This window comes from Methanomassiliicoccaceae archaeon DOK, from assembly GCA_009911715.1.
Classification (GTDB): domain Archaea; phylum Thermoplasmatota; class Thermoplasmata; order Methanomassiliicoccales; family Methanomethylophilaceae; genus Methanoprimaticola.
The window spans coordinates 1,857,716-1,872,097 of record CP047880.1 but is presented as its reverse complement, the minus strand read 5'-3'; the positions used below and the strand labels follow the sequence as shown (position 1 = coordinate 1,872,097).

General features: G+C 50.5%; 15 protein-coding genes. 11 read left to right on the top strand and 4 right to left on the bottom strand.

What is annotated here, in order from left to right; translation table 11 throughout:
* Nucleotides 1-34 precede the first annotated feature (34 nt).
* Nucleotides 35-991, top strand: coding sequence for a glycosyltransferase (locus tag JS82_09490; GenBank protein QHK18315.1), 957 nt, complete (start codon nt 35-37; stop codon nt 989-991).
* Here the strand turns inward: JS82_09490 and JS82_09485 are convergent.
* Both JS82_09485 and JS82_09480 read right to left on the bottom strand, forming a co-directional pair.
* Nucleotides 953-1,918 (bottom strand): NAD-dependent epimerase/dehydratase family protein, encoded by a 966-nt coding sequence (locus JS82_09485; GenBank protein QHK18314.1) that lies wholly within the window; start codon nt 1,916-1,918, stop codon nt 953-955. The two genes, JS82_09490 and JS82_09485, sit on opposite strands and share 39 nt — an antisense overlap.
* A complete protein-coding gene (locus JS82_09480; GenBank protein ID QHK18313.1) occupies nt 1,915-2,898 on the bottom strand; it encodes a GHMP kinase in 984 nt (327 codons plus the stop codon). The genes JS82_09485 and JS82_09480 overlap by 4 nt, the downstream gene beginning before the upstream one ends.
* A 118-nt stretch (nt 2,899-3,016) precedes the next feature.
* Here JS82_09480 and JS82_09475 point away from each other — a divergent pair, with 118 nt between their 5' ends.
* The 6 genes from JS82_09475 to JS82_09450 all read left to right on the top strand — a co-directional run bounded on the left by JS82_09475 (nt 3,017) and on the right by JS82_09450 (nt 9,999).
* On the top strand, nt 3,017-3,985 hold the full coding sequence (locus JS82_09475; protein ID QHK18312.1) for a glycosyltransferase: 969 nt from the start codon (nt 3,017-3,019) through the stop codon (nt 3,983-3,985).
* A 2-nt stretch (nt 3,986-3,987) separates the two neighbouring features.
* On the top strand, nt 3,988-5,349 hold the full coding sequence (locus tag JS82_09470) for a hypothetical protein (GenBank protein QHK18311.1): 1,362 nt from the start codon (nt 3,988-3,990) through the stop codon (nt 5,347-5,349).
* Nucleotides 5,350-5,371: 22 nt separating this feature from the next.
* Nucleotides 5,372-6,397, top strand: coding sequence for a hypothetical protein (locus JS82_09465; protein QHK18310.1), 1,026 nt, complete (start codon nt 5,372-5,374; stop codon nt 6,395-6,397).
* A complete protein-coding gene (locus JS82_09460; GenBank protein ID QHK18309.1) occupies nt 6,394-7,959 on the top strand; it encodes an oligosaccharide flippase family protein in 1,566 nt (521 codons plus the stop codon). The genes JS82_09465 and JS82_09460 overlap by 4 nt, the downstream gene beginning before the upstream one ends.
* Before the next feature lie 79 nt (nt 7,960-8,038).
* The gene (locus tag JS82_09455) at nt 8,039-8,995 is read left to right on the top strand and encodes a hypothetical protein (protein QHK18308.1); all 957 of its coding nucleotides are present in this window, start codon (nt 8,039-8,041) and stop codon (nt 8,993-8,995) included.
* Nucleotides 8,992-9,999 (top strand): SIS domain-containing protein, encoded by a 1,008-nt coding sequence (locus JS82_09450; GenBank protein QHK18307.1) that lies wholly within the window; start codon nt 8,992-8,994, stop codon nt 9,997-9,999. Before JS82_09455 ends, JS82_09450 begins: the two co-directional genes overlap by 4 nt.
* Nucleotide 10,000: 1 nt before the next feature.
* On the opposite strand, the gene JS82_09445 is transcribed toward JS82_09450, so the two are convergent.
* Complete coding sequence (locus tag JS82_09445) at nt 10,001-10,579, bottom strand: SIS domain-containing protein (GenBank protein ID QHK18306.1); 579 nt, start codon at nt 10,577-10,579, stop codon at nt 10,001-10,003.
* A 44-nt stretch (nt 10,580-10,623) separates the two neighbouring features.
* Nucleotides 10,624-11,985 (bottom strand): phosphoglucosamine mutase, encoded by a 1,362-nt coding sequence (glmM, locus tag JS82_09440; protein ID QHK18449.1) that lies wholly within the window; start codon nt 11,983-11,985, stop codon nt 10,624-10,626.
* A 141-nt stretch (nt 11,986-12,126) separates the two neighbouring features.
* Here glmM and JS82_09435 point away from each other — a divergent pair, with 141 nt between their 5' ends.
* From JS82_09435 to JS82_09420, 4 genes are all read left to right on the top strand, one after another.
* Nucleotides 12,127-12,918, top strand: coding sequence for a glycosyltransferase (locus tag JS82_09435; GenBank protein QHK18305.1), 792 nt, complete (start codon nt 12,127-12,129; stop codon nt 12,916-12,918).
* 45 nt (nt 12,919-12,963) lie between these two features.
* Complete coding sequence (locus tag JS82_09430) at nt 12,964-13,131, top strand: DUF1610 domain-containing protein (protein QHK18304.1); 168 nt, start codon at nt 12,964-12,966, stop codon at nt 13,129-13,131.
* A 9-nt stretch (nt 13,132-13,140) separates the two neighbouring features.
* Nucleotides 13,141-13,410, top strand: a complete 270-nt coding sequence (locus JS82_09425; GenBank protein QHK18303.1) for a translation elongation factor EF-1beta — start codon at nt 13,141-13,143, stop codon at nt 13,408-13,410.
* A 93-nt stretch (nt 13,411-13,503) separates the two neighbouring features.
* Complete coding sequence (locus tag JS82_09420; GenBank protein QHK18302.1) at nt 13,504-14,382, top strand: DUF89 family protein; 879 nt, start codon at nt 13,504-13,506, stop codon at nt 14,380-14,382.

The window sequence follows — 14,382 nt, the reverse complement described above, 5'->3', positions numbered from 1 at the left end:
GGATCAGCTGCCAAAAGTTTCGGTTATTATTCCCGTGTATAATGGTGCGGAGTATATCGAGGGGTGCATCAGGTTTCTGAAGAGGCAGACTCTCCAAGATATGGAAGTGTTGTTTATCGTTGATTCTAAGACTAATGACGGTACTCTAGAGGAGATTGAATCCTGTGCTAAGGGATGGGGCTCTGTTCGTTCCGTGATTCAGAAGGACGATCGGCGCATGGGTGGAGCACGTAATATAGGTCTGAGTGAGGCCCGCGGACGTTACATATGGTTCCTGGATGTGGATGATCATCCATATCCCTCGCTTCTCGAGGAGATGATTGGAATCATGGAATCTACTGGCGCCAAAGTGTCCGTCTTTAACAGCATATATTCTAAGAACAGGGAGCTTCCGGAAAAGGAATACGGACAATATTATGTGAAGGTCTTCTCGGGGATGGAAGCCGTCTATGAGGTCGGACAAGGTCGCATATCCGCATGCCCATGGTGTAAAATCTACGAGGTGGCATATCTAAGGGACAACGGGCTTGATTTCAAAACTGGTTATTGTGAGGATTTTGATCAAACTGTCCGCGCCTTTTTGCACACGGATAAAATCGCATACTACAACAAGCCACTTTATGTATACTACCAGCACGGAGGTTCGCTTTGCGGCGGTGCCAACGATGACTCGATAGCCGAACGCGATGTCGTACTCTCTGGCACATTGGGGGAGGAAGTGCAGAAAACTCATCCAGAATGCTACGGGCTATATTGCGCATACATGGCGCGCCATGTTATCCGTAGCCTGACTCGTGCATCCAAGGAAAAGGCGATGGATCTGGCGAAGCGTGATGAGATACGTGAACTCCTGTCTCACAAGCAACCTGATTTCAACATAGAGGTCTTGATATTCCGGGTCAGTCCGGCGCTATATTATACACTCGGCAGAAAGGCCCGTGAACGCAAGTTTTCAGAAGACGATCTTCTCTTCGACAGCGTAGGCGTTTGAGAGGATCTCCCTTATCGCTGTTCTGACGGCCTCGGAGGACGAGAGCGTATAGCTCCATCCTGCCGCTCTCGCTTTCGACGTGTCGAACTCGAACTTCGGGACATCTCCTATCCAACCCGATCTGCCTCCGGTATGTGTCAGCTCAGCATCGGGCACTCCCATTTCCTCGCAGACCATCCGAGCTATTTCATCCACATTGGTGGAACTGTCCGCAGATATGTTATAGACGTTCAACCCTGTATATTCGCGAGAGGTAAACCTCAGTATACCAGCAATAAGGTCCGAAACGTGCAGATACTGCTTCTGTTGTCTGCCGTCCCCTAGAATTTCCAGTTTTTTCGGGTTCTTTTTCAGCTTTGAAATAAAATCTGGTATGACGCCATGTGTCATCCTGGATCCCACAACGTTAGGGAGTCTGAAGACCAAGACGTCTATTCCGAATAGGTTCGAATACGATGAGGTGAGGGCTTCTGATGCGAGTTTCATTGCACCATAGCTTGAGATTGGCCTGCAGGCAAGGCAGTCCTCTTGCAAAAGGCCGTTGACATTCCCATAGACTGTAGAGGAAGATGAGAAAAACAGGCGTTCAATGTCTTTGCATCTGACGGCTTCCAAAACGCAACGTGTTGTTAGGAAAGTATCTCTGACATCTACTGACGGTTCCGAGCATCCTCTGCGTACGTCTGAATTGGCGGCAAGATGGTAAACGATGTCGGCGCCCTCGAATGCGGAGAGTGGGACTTCCGCGGAGAGGTCCGACTCTATGTATGAGAACCGGGGCTCTCTTGCCAAGTGTTGAATGTTGGTCGCGGAACGCCATGGCAGGCGGTCGATGGCGACGACTTCTGTATTCATCTCGAAAATGAGTGAATCAGCCAGGTGGCTGGCTATGAAGCCTGCTCCGCCAGTGATAACGGCGCGCGTCATCTTCCCTCGTCATTGAATATTATAGATGAGCCACTTTCTTCGAATTTGAACGGCATCCACATCCTATCCTGTACATGCTTGCGAATATTGTTCTGAACATCTTCTTCGGCATAGAACAACATGAATCCGCTTCCGCCTGCACCAAGAAGCTTGCCGCCGATCGCTCCTAATTCGGTTACTGTCTTGTACACAGCGTCGATCTCGTGGTTGGTAATTCCCTCTGACAGTGTGCGTTTGAGTCTCCAGCTTTTGTCCAGGGCCTCTCCTAGGGCATCGAGTCTTCCATCCTCCAAATCTGTTCTCAGGTTCCTAGCGATATCGCACATGCGTAACTGGTTGTTCTCGGCCTGTCCTTGCGTGATGTTGGAGCTTTGTTTCTTAAGGATCTCCGAGGCACTGCGTGTACCTCCTAAATAGAGCATCATAAGGCGTCTATTCAGCAGCGCCTTCTGCTCTTTTTCCAGAGACAGTGGCGTAACATCAACGGTATCGTCCTCGTTAAACTCTATGAAATTCAGACCGCCGTACGCCGCCGCGTATTGATCCTGCTTCCCAATCGGCTCGCCCAGAATCTCTATTTCCATTTTGCACGCATCGGTTGCCAGACGCTCTTTGGACGGTTGTTCGCCCCTCCAAGCATGTAGCAGGTTCGAAAGGCCAACAGTGAACGTGCTGGATGAACCCAATCCAGTGCCTGCGGGGATGTCGGATGTGCTTGTGAACTCGAAACCCGGCATGTTGTACATTGAGAGCATCTCTCTGAAAACAGGATGTCTAATATCAGACAGATTCTCAACGTCTTCCATAGAGGAATACCTAAGTTTGGTCAGGCATCTGTCAAAGGAGTGGATTGATGAGATGTAGATATATTTGTCAATGGATGTGCTAAGAACACATCCTCCGTGTTTTCTGTAAAACGAGGGGATGTCGCTGCCTCCTCCGCAGAAACTTATCCTGAGCGGTGTTTTGGATATGATCATCTAATCACTCTGAGGGCTGTGTCTGCTGAAGATACTCAGACATTGTATACAGAAGAACACGTCGGAGATGTATTTTACGATTTGCTTAATATATAGAATATCCATCGAGGCAGTTGAAATGACCGTGTCCGTCGTCGTCCCCATATACAACGGGGCCAAATTTCTGCCCGAGTGCATCGACTGTCTCTCGAAACAGGAATATGTGGACATGGAGGTTATTTTTGTAGTAGATTCAAAGACAACGGATAACTCTCTGGATATGATCGATAGTCTTTCTGGCAGTCTACAATCCGTTAGGACCGTTATTCAGACGGATTCGAAGAGAGTTAGTGGGGCAAGGAATCTCGGAATCAGAGAGGCCAAAGGAGACATACTGTGGTTTCTCGATGTGGACGACCACCCTCTTCCGGATTTTCTAAGTAGTCTGGTTGGCATTATGGAAGACACTGGTGCCGACGTGGTCTTCTGTAATCATCTGCAGGAAACTAAGCGGATTGTTCCAGAGGTTCCGGAACGGAACTACGGAATCAAGGTTTTCACAGGAGCAGAGGCGGTTTCCGATTTTACAAGATTCCCAGTCTACCCATGGTCTCGCATACAGAGAACGTCCATATTTTCGGGGGACGAGGCGTTTTTCTATGACCACCTCACCGCCGAGGACATAGAGCAGACGATACGTACACTGGCACTATCGGAGAAAGTTGCATACTACAACAGACCACTCTATGTCTATTACAAGATAGGAGGCTCTTTTTCATTTAGGAACCGCAGCAAGGAAGCGGAAGCAATGGAGGAGACAGCCCGTCGCACTCTGGAGTTTGTCGGAGAAAAGCGTCCCGAGGCCTTGAATGGTTTCCGCATCCGTCTGCTTGAGCGTGTGATGAGACAGATCGCGTTTGTCCAATACCGCGATTTTTCGAAAGCGTACCGGTCTTCAATCGCCCATGAGCTTCTGAAGGAGGTCGATTCCAAGACAACAGAGATGAAGGTGTTCTCTTTGTCAAGGATGTTGTATTATTCCATATTGTATCCGTTTACCCATTGGATTTGGGATGGCAAGACTGGGCTCTGGGACAATGAGGTGTAATCATGGATGCATACGTCGTCCTGATGAAACTCAGGAATTCGCCTCTGTTTTGGATGATAGTTCTTGGGCTAATTGCCCGTTTTGTGGTCGGAATCCTGTTCACATTTCCTTATGATTGTGGGAATTGGGCGAAGATTGCTGAGACCATAGTTGCAGGAGAGGATCTCTATGAGAGGCCTGACAACTACTATGCGCCGATCTGGGGTTATTTATTATCCTTCCTTGCTATGATATATACTCAGCTGGGCGGGTCCTCGTTTGCAAACCAGTTCGACGAGTTGACAATTCTCGACGGCTTCCGTGTGAGCTACTACGGATCTGTCATGATCGAACCTGCCTTCGGTATGCTGATAAAAACTACTTTGTTCCTGGTTGATTTGGCAGTTGCATTTGTTATACGCAGGATAGTTCTTGAATTAGGTTCCAGTGAACGCCGTGCCAATGTGGCGTTCGGGATTTGGTTCCTTTGTCCACTAGTCATCTACTGTTCGGGAGTGTACCTTATTTTCGACACAATTGAGGTCCTCTTTTTGGCATTGGCATTTCTAATGCTGATATGGGACAGACCCTTCATCTGTGGTGCGATGATGCTGATGGCGGGTATGGTCAAGCCCTTTGCGTTCTATCTGGTCCCGCTGTTCCTAGCGTATTTCCTGCTCTCACATCCGGGGGTAAAGGAGAAGTTGAACTACTTCGCGCTCACTGCCGGCGGTTTCCTGTCGATGTTTCTGGTGATATTCATGCCGGTTCTGGTCAACGGGGAATTTATGGATTCATTAACGTTCCTCACCGGCAGGGTGGATTCGGCGGGCACCGTGATCGACAACGGTATGGATCACATCATTAGCGTAATCATAAACTTCGAATCGCAGGTGTTTATGTGGTTACAGCCAGTGATCATCGGGGCGGTGGTGTGGTTGGCTGTGAGGTATTATCGCAAGGGTGAGCAGGACATGGATCGGTTGATCAAATATGCAGCAATTAGCTTCATCATTGTGTTCCTGTGGCCTGAAACACAGCAGTGTTACTATCTGCTGATTGTGTTCATGATTGCGCTAATGGTTTTGAAGTGGGAACCAAGAAAGGTTGCGGGAATCATGTTGCTGTTTACAGGGCTTTCCGTGTTTTACATGCTGCTCACGCACAACATGTCAGTCCTGCTACCGCTGGCAGCATACACGGATCTGATTTCCATAGACTGGGTGTTGGACAAACTCTTCTCCTTCAATCTTGCGACTGATATATTCGGTGGAAACTTCTACGATGACTCCAGAAGAATAGTCCAGGTTGTAATAGCGGGAGTAATGCTGTACCTCGGGTACATGTTCATAAAGTGGGGGGAGGATGGCCGTGCGTCATCGTGAGTGTTTTGCAATTGCCGTCATCATGGTGGCCGTATTGTTAATCGGCGAAGTTTTGGTCTACGCATCAGATCCGTATTCCTCTGAATCCACTTTGGAAAAAGACGGGGATACATACACGCTGACTATTAGCACCAACTATTCTACAGAATACACAGTTCTCGTGACACTCACGGATGCAAACGCCGAACCAAGGCACCTCTACATTTACCGTGATTTTGACTATGCTTCTTTCATCGAGGATTCATATCTAGACTATTGGATAGAGAAGATGGAAGCGGAGTTCGAAGTATACGGATTCGACGATTACACGATTATTGACGCTGAAGGTCTAAGGGAAATGATGGGCGGCAGTCTGTATAACGAAACCGCATCTGAAACTGCGTTGTTGATGCTCACAGGGGTGCTTCCAGATACTGTATACGGGGCAGACGAGTCATTGTTTGAGGCATGGCTGGCTGCAGGAGGTTTTGTATACTGGTCTGGAGAGCCGATGGGGATGTATGTAGGGCACCAGAGGTCCGTCATGGCTTATCCTGAAATGGTGGAGTCTGACCCGGGATACAGGTTATTCGGTATTTCGGGTGCGATTCGCACAGACCATTATAGGGATCTGGCTGGAAATCCGTCAGAAGATAGGGCTGTGGGAGAGGCTTTGAACATATTCTACGACAGCTGTAATTTTGGGGTCAGTAGTGCAGTTCCAGATTCACTTTTCATAGGAAACGAGAAGGATGGTTACAACAGCATTTCGATATCCAAATATTATGCTGGGGATGGGCAGATCTGTATCTTTGGGGGCTATTTCCCACCCAGCGATATCCAGACTGCGCATTCCAACATCCTCAAGACCTTCTTCTCAGGTCTCTGCTACGATTCAGAGGTCGTCGTTCTTGAAAACTCGATCAAGGATGCTGGCGATCAGACGATTGCCTTCAACATTTATGACGATCAGAAGGCAGTGGTGTTCGTGATGTATGGGTCTCTGCTGGGAACATATGGTCACACCTATCACGTCCCGGACAAGGTTCCGGAGAAGGATTACTCATGAACAATGTGGAAACAACCAGTGACGGGGAGGTGGCGAGGCACGTTCTCCCAAACATCGTGTCCAACGTAGCTTTCATGTTGATTAACTTCGTGATGGGTCTGGTTCTCGTACCCTATTATCTCAGTGAACTGGGTGTGACGGCTTATGCGATCATACCTGTGGCGACCTCAATAACGAGTTACATCACGCTGATTTCAGACTCTATGTCCAGCAGCACATCGAGATATTTCTCGATAGACATTCATACGGATAAAACGGCGGCCCAGCGTACGTTTAACACTGCAGTATTCGGATTCACAGCCATCGTAATCTGTGCGATACCAGTCATACTTGCGATATCTGTGATGGCGCCCTCTATTTTTGACATTTCCACGAATTCGGTCTTCTCTGTCCAGATGCTGTTCGTGTTTATTCTCGCAGCCGTTCTTGTTAGTGTCTGGGGGAACAACTTCATCACTGTTATGTACGCCATGAATCGCATCGATCTGATGAATATTGTCAAGATCGTCCAGGTGGCGCTTCAAGTCGTTCTCATTCTGATATTCTTCACATTCGTTTCGAAATCTGTTGAATATGTTGGGCTGGCATATCTGCTTGCTGCTATTGTATTTGCAATTTTTGGGTATCTAATGGTTTGTCATGTCAGCCCCGACATACGTATCAGACGGGGTCTTTTTGATAGGGTTCGTTTCCGGGAGATTGCTACAGTAGGCGGCTGGGGCCTTGTGAACTCTCTGGGTAATTTGCTCTTTATACAGGCCTCTCTTCTGATAGTCAACATAATTCTCGGTGCGGAGGCAGGGGGATACTTTGGAATCGTCGTGACGCTTATCAGTGCTGTATCGGCACTAGTCGACACATTGGCATCCATCTTCGCACCGATTCTGTATCAACTGTTTTCTGAGAGGCGTATCGATGTGATGAACCGGGTCTGCCGTATGGCTGTGAAAATCGTGGGACTCGTGATGTCCATGCCCATTGCGTTTCTCTGTGTCTTCGCAGCCCCTGTGCTCACTCTATGGGTCGGAGGGGAGTATGCATTCCTGTCAGACGCGGTCTGGGCAACCATGTTCGTCATGATAGGGATCGGGGCGATATCGCCTGCATATCCGCTGACGATGGTCCATTTGAAGATTAAAATTCCTGGAATTATAACCTTCCTGTTCGGGCTTCTAAATGTTATCGTTGCAGTAGCGGTTCTGGAGTTTACATCCTATGGGATAATCGGGGTGTGTTTCACATGGTCTATGACAATGTTCATAAAGAACTGTATTGTCAACCCCTGGTACATATCCAGGATAGCGGGGATGGGAACGTTCGATCTTCACAAATCTCTGCTGTATGGTTTCGTATCCTATGCGTTTCTGGTGGTATTGTATACGGCAATCGATTTCATAATCAATGTCCACGTGACCTGGTTGTATATGTGTACTCTTGGGGTCATCCTGTTGGCGATTCACGTAGTGCTTGTGTACAGGCTGGCTCTAAATTCGGATGAGAGGGAAGTAGTATTGACTTGTTTGCCTGGCCCCTTCCGTAAGATTGTCAGAATCCTGGGCTAAGGGGCGCATCCATAACATTATAAGAACAATGATACAATCCCCCCAATTCAGAACTTCGAACAGTCACGCAGGCGGTCACATGGTTTTGGAAGCAGACTCGTTCACTGATGGCAAATCTCTATCTGAAATGTCATCCAGGGAGCAATCCTGGTACATTCCCGAGTTTATCGAGCTTGCGTTTTCTGACATCTGTGGAAACGAGGGGTACGACGGTGCGTGTATATTCGGTATCGATACAATTTCTATTGCTGGCGATGTCATCGTAGACATGGCCGCGGAGTCTTCGGAGGTTCCCATACCGATGATTTGTGACAATCGCGTCCCTGGTTGGGTGTCTCCCAATATCGCGGGAATCGTGTTGTCATTTGACGGTGATAGTTCAGAGATGTGTGAGGTGTATGGCGAGCTCTCGTCCAGAGGTTGTCACATATTCTGTATAACATGTGGTGGAACCATTGCTGACCTCTGTAGGGAAGATGGCAATACGCTCATTCCCATTCCGAGTGGTTGTGATCAGTTCGGGGCTACGGGATATGCGCTTGGAGCAATAGCGGCGCTAGTGCAGTCTATGGGGCTGTTTCCCGCCAAGGACATTCTAAGACGCTCGCTCGATGGAGTTCGCTCCTTCCGCGAATCCATGTCTGAGGCCGTGGGTTCTCTTTCGACGCAGCTGTCGGGAAAAATGGTAGCGACTTACAGTACATCAGACATACACTCCTGCTCCAAAAGGTGGAAGCAGGTGTTGCAGACAGACCTGTCGTTTTACGGGGAACTCCCGGAGTTTGACCATAATGAGTTGGTGGGTTGGTCGGATTCGAACGAGCATGCACGCGATCTCCGTATCGTCGTTCTCTGGGGTGGGAATGCATCGGAGCTTGTGTCAACTATAGTCGAGTGCATGATTGAGGTCCTGCATGAGAATGGCAGAGAGACGACTGTGGTCAATTTAGGCAACGGTTCCTCTGCAGAGAGGAACTTATGCGGCATTATTCTAGGTGATGCAGTGTCATTTTGTATGGAGGTAGGCCCAGAATGACGGCTTCGATTCCCACCGCTGTGCAATTATACCATTTCGTTGACGATCTTGATAACTCTCTGGGATTCAAACCAGAGATCGATCTCGATTGCGACAACATCATTTTATGTGGTTTCGGAGGATCCGCAGTCAGCGGAGATTTTGCGTCTGATTGCTGCTTTGTCGAGTCACGCAAGTACATACATCTGGTAAAGTATCCCGACCTTCCGAACTGGGTGGGGCAACGCTCACTGGTGGTCGTGTCCAGCTATTCCGGAAACACTGCGGAGGCGCTGGAGATCTACAGGCAGGCGAAGGAAAGAGGGTGTAGGACTATTGCCATGACATCCGGGGGTAAACTTGGTGAGGCCGCCAGATCCAATGGGGATTACACGGTTCCTCTGCCAGAGGGAATGCATCCGCGTCATGCAATAGGATACATGATTGGATACACGCTCGCCGTGATAAGGGCCGCTGGAGGTCCCGATCTCGAGGAAAGGATACGTTCCATTATACCCGCTCTCAGGCGCTACAGGGATGAGGTTGCCTTCGGTGAAGAGTGCCTTGCAAAGGATCTGGCACATAACTACATCGGCAAGGTTCCGGTCATATGCTCTGACCGCAGTATGCAGTCTGTGGCGTTCCGTTGGAAAACGCAGATTAATGAAAATTCCAAGTTTGTAGCGTTTTGCGATTCCGCACCAGTCTTCAATGTATGTAGTCTTATTGAGTGGGCTAATACCCATCGTGACAACTGTATTCTGACGTTCCTAGTTGGAAAGGATGATGAAATCTGTAACGGAACCAGCATGATGGAATCTGCAATCAGAACTCTTGAAGGTTCGGATGCAATCTACAGGGTGATTCGCCTCGGTGGGGAGTCAGCGCTTGAGAACATGTTCCGCGCCATAATTCTGGGGGACTATATGTCTGTATATATGGCCGAGGAGCGTGGAATCGATCCCGCAGAGGTCCGTCCGGTCATGCAGATGAAAGAGAAACTGGCCAAGACTCGCCATGATTGAGTCAGCACAGAGGGTGGCCCAGTTCTCTGGCAATTATCTGAGCGCACAGATGCAGCACAGACATATGGGCGTCCTCAGCTTTCTGCATGTCGTTCACCGGAACATGAACTGGGATGTCTGCCATCTCTCTGAGCTTTCCTCCCGAGTATCCTGTCAGCCCGATGACCTTATTTCCTCTGTTTTTGAAGTATTCAGCAACCTTCAGCACGTTTTCAGAATTTCCGCTGCCGGAGATTGCAATTAGCACGTCTCCGTCTCTTACGCGCCCTTCTGCCTGGATTAGGAAGACATCATCATAGCTGATGTCGTTCGAGATTGCCATCATGGATGCGATGTTATCATTCAGACAAAGGAAACGGAACTTCCTGTCATGGTGCATGGAAATACCTTTATTGAAATCGCAGACGATGTGTGATGCTGTTGCCGCACTACCGCCGTTTCCACAGACATAAACAACACTTTCATTGTTGTATGCTTCTAAGATGGCGTCGACCATCTCACAGATTGTGTCGCGGTCTATGCGGGATAGTGCATCTGTGAGTTCAGAGAAGTATGTGTCGACGTCCTTTTTCATGGTCATGAGTCCTAACCCCTTCTCGCTTATATTTGTGGTGGCCGATGTTATTATTTCTTCGACATCTCTTCGAGAACTTCTGAGAACTCCGCACAGAAACTTTGGGAGCGTTCACGAGCAGTCTTGGAATCTCTGGACTCGGAATATATTCTGAACTTGGGCTCGGTACCTGATGGACGCATTAGTACCCAGCCATCGTCATAGTCGATTCTGATTCCGTCTCTTTTGTCGATGCGTCCATTCTCGTGACGCAGCTCGATCGAGGATATGACTTTCGACTTGAGATCTTCTGGGCAATAGACTGCGTTTTTGATAGTTGTGTAGGATGGGAGTTCCGCGATCCTATCCCCTAGTCTTCCGTATTTTGCTACATACTCCAACATTCTGGCTGCACCCATAGCACCGTCACGACAATACTGGTGATCTGCGAAAATAACTCCTCCGTTTTCTTCCCCTCCGAATACACCTCCTTCGGAGGCCATTGTGCGTGCGACAATTGGAGATCCCACAGCAGTGTATACAACCTCGCCTCCTGCTCTTTCGGTGATGTCTTTTACAAGGGACGAGGTGGCTACCGTAATCATGACCTTTCCGCCACCGTTTTTGTGGATCATTGCCTCGGCCAACAGCGCCAGAGAGACATCCCCGCTGACGTAGTCTCCTTTCTCGGTGACAAAAACGCACCTATCTGCATCCCCATCATGTGCGATGCCTATGTCTGCACCTACAGCCACGACCATTCTTTTTAGCTCCTCTAGGTTGTCTTCCGTGGGTTCGCTGGGATGGCCTGGGAACTCTCCCTGGGGGTCTCCGTTCAAAGTAATGGCTCTGACTCCAAGCTTTCTTAGCAGCATCGGAGTCGTCTGGACGGATGCGCCGTTGGCACAATCGACTACCGCTACAATCTGAGATTTCCTGATTAGGTCAGTATCGACCTTCGAGGCGACAGATTCGACATACTCTTCAGCAGCATCGTTTATCTGAAGGATGCTACCGATGTCTTTCCACCCCACACATTCGATCTTCGATTTGTAGAGCCTCTCTATGTCTGATTCCTGTTCTTTTGAACATTCGGTGCCGTCTGAGGCTATACATTTGATGCCGTTGAATTCTGGGGGGTTATGGGATGCAGTTATCATTACCCCGCCTGACACCTTTGGTCTGTTCCGGATGTAATGCTGTAATGCTGGGGTCGGAATCATGCCTAGGTCCAGGACGTCCGCGCCGACGGACATGAGTCCCGCGCAGAGAGCGTTTTTGAGCATAGGGGACGACACGCGGGTGTCTGTAGCCACCGCTATGGTCTTGCCGAGTACTTTGGAAACAGCTCTGCCCATCTGCAGTGCTAACTCACAGTCAAGGTATTCGTTTGCGATGCCACGTACGCCGTTGGTTCCGAACATACTCATGATAGTGCCCGAGACTCCATGACGCTCCTGTTTAAAACCAGTATTGTTCTGAGGTTGATCCGTTTGCACGAACTGTTAATTACCAGAAGGCGGTGGTGCTCTACAGTCGCTGTCTACAGCGGGTTAAGCGAATAGAGGAATCGCATGGCAGGAACGTGTACAATCGTCATCCCAACCTACAACGAGGAGAAGAATATCGCCAACATAGCCAGGGCGATCAGGGCGGAGTATCCTGATTTCAAGATCCTCTTCATGGATGACAACTCCACCGACCGCAGCAGGGATGAGGTCGAGGCCCTCAACGACCCCCTGGTCACATTCTATGTCCGCGATCCCGATGCGAGGGGGCTCGGTGCATCCGTTCTCCAGGGGTTCGAGATCGCAGACACCGACTATGCCCTGTGCATGGACTGCGACTTCCAGCATCCCGTCTCCGCCCTCGGAGGCATCGTCGCCGAGATGGACAAGGGCGCCGATCTGTGCGTCGGCCAGAGGAACAGCAGGATGGCCATGGGGCTCAAGAGGACCCTGGGCTCGGAGCTGGTAGAGGCCTACTGCAAGCTGTTCTTCATGATTCACCGCAAGCAGACGACCAAGGACATGATGAGCGGGCTGTTCGCGATACGCTGCGACGTATTCCGCCCCATCATCCAGAACAACTGGGACAACTTCGAGCTTCGTGGCTGGAAGGTCCTCATGGATCTGCTCAAGTACGCCGACCGTCGCATGGACATCCGTTACTACAGGTACGATTTCGGCGAGAGGGCAGAGGGAGTCTCCCATCTCAACCCGAAGGTCCCCATCATGACCTTCCATCAGCTTTGGGGGTTCGGAAAGGTCACCGCGAAGATCGTCGCCAAGATGTACGGCGTGGACTACTACGAGATGTATCCCGCCGAACGCAGCCGATGTCGCACGTCGTCGAAACCGCTATGAATTTTAACGTTCTTATTTAAATATAAGAAATCTAATCGCGTGCGTATGGCAGCCGATAAAATATGCTCTTCCTGTGGAAAGAGACTGGTTGGCAAGGGAAACACCTTCTTCAAGTGCCCCCGCTGCGGTGAGTACGAGATCGGAAGGTGCGACCAGTGCCGCGACCAGGGCGTTTCCTACGAATGCAAGAAATGCGGATTCATCGGACCGTGAGGTGCTGAGATGGGACAGATCGCTGCAGCTTACGACCTGATGCCCGAGAGCACAGAGGTCGACCTCGACAACGTCATCGCCCAGCTCTCCGGAGTCCTCCCCGCAGGAGTCAAGCTCCTGGAGACCAAGATCCTCCCCGTCGCCTTCGGACTCATGAAGGTCAACGCGGGATTCCTCATCGACGACTCTGACGAAGAGGTCGGTGGAAAGCTCGAGGACGCTCTCCGCGCCATTCCCGGAATCGAGAACGTCGAGTGCGTCTCCAACACCGTCGTCTGAGACGGTTCCAAACGTGGGGGAAACCCCACACGTTAAGAAAAACGCCCCGCGGCGTCATCCGCGGGAACTTCTGATTCTAAGGATGCTGTTCATATGAGGTTCACCGCCGATTGCGCCCCGTGTCTGATGAGGCGCGTCCTCTTCCAGTCGCGTCTCGAAGGCAACGGGCGTGAGTTCGAGTCCGTGAAGGCCGCCGTCGACGCCCTCTCCGAGGGCATGGATCCAGACACTCCCTCTGTGGTCATAGCCACGGATGTCCATTCCCGTGCATACGCCGCGCTGGGCTCGGACGACCCCTATCGCAGGATAAAGGAGGAGGCGGACGAGGTGGCGGCGTCTTACGAGAGGATGCTGGAGGATGCCGTTGAGTCGTCTGACGATCCGCTCTGTGCGGCCATAATGGCCGCCGTGGTCGGGAACATCATGGATTTCGGTGCCGGCTCGGCGATAGATGACCCGCATCAGTTCATGTCGGTGTTCGACGGGATGATGTCGCAGGGCCTGGGCCACGACGACACGGACGAGCTCAGGGAGGAGCTGGACAATGTGGCCGGAGTGGTCTACATGTTCGATAACTGCGGCGAGTCCCAGCTCGACAAGGTCCTGATCAGACAGCTCCGTCGCATGGGCAAGCGCGTCGTCGGCGTGGTCCGCGGCGCACCGATCCTGAACGATGTGACAATGGAGGATGCTCTGCGCATAGGTATGGATGAGGAGGTCGACAGGCTGCTGTCCACCGGGAAGTTCTACATCGGCATCGACTGGGACGACGTTCCCGGGGATCTCGCCGAAGAGATACGCTCATGCGGGCTGATCATAGCCAAGGGCATGGCGAACTTCGAGGCCACCTCGGACAGGAACCTCGATGTGCCCATAGTTCATATTTTGAGGACGAAGTGCGTTCCGGTTGCCACCGCGATGGGCGTCCCGACGGACATCAACGTCGTGAAGATGGTCAGACCGAGGAAGTGA

Bases quoted from the DNA above. Each gene is read 5' to 3' on its own strand.
- JS82_09485 (QHK18314.1), bottom strand. From the start codon at position 1,918: ATGACGCGCGCCGTTATCACTGGCGGAGCAGGCTTCATAGCCAGCCAC.
- JS82_09480 (QHK18313.1), bottom strand. From the start codon at position 2,898: ATGATCATATCCAAAACACCGCTCAGGATAAGTTTCTGCGGAGGAGGC.
- JS82_09475 (QHK18312.1), top strand. From the start codon at position 3,017: ATGACCGTGTCCGTCGTCGTCCCCATATACAACGGGGCCAAATTTCTG.
- JS82_09470 (QHK18311.1), top strand. From the start codon at position 3,988: ATGGATGCATACGTCGTCCTGATGAAACTCAGGAATTCGCCTCTGTTT.
- JS82_09465 (QHK18310.1), top strand. From the start codon at position 5,372: ATGGTGGCCGTATTGTTAATCGGCGAAGTTTTGGTCTACGCATCAGAT.
- JS82_09460 (QHK18309.1), top strand. From the start codon at position 6,394: ATGAACAATGTGGAAACAACCAGTGACGGGGAGGTGGCGAGGCACGTT.
- JS82_09455 (QHK18308.1), top strand. From the start codon at position 8,039: ATGGTTTTGGAAGCAGACTCGTTCACTGATGGCAAATCTCTATCTGAA.
- JS82_09450 (QHK18307.1), top strand. From the start codon at position 8,992: ATGACGGCTTCGATTCCCACCGCTGTGCAATTATACCATTTCGTTGAC.
- JS82_09445 (QHK18306.1), bottom strand. From the start codon at position 10,579: ATGACCATGAAAAAGGACGTCGACACATACTTCTCTGAACTCACAGAT.
- JS82_09435 (QHK18305.1), top strand. From the start codon at position 12,127: ATGGCAGGAACGTGTACAATCGTCATCCCAACCTACAACGAGGAGAAG.
- JS82_09430 (QHK18304.1), top strand. From the start codon at position 12,964: ATGGCAGCCGATAAAATATGCTCTTCCTGTGGAAAGAGACTGGTTGGC.
- JS82_09425 (QHK18303.1), top strand. From the start codon at position 13,141: ATGGGACAGATCGCTGCAGCTTACGACCTGATGCCCGAGAGCACAGAG.
- JS82_09420 (QHK18302.1), top strand. From the start codon at position 13,504: ATGAGGTTCACCGCCGATTGCGCCCCGTGTCTGATGAGGCGCGTCCTC.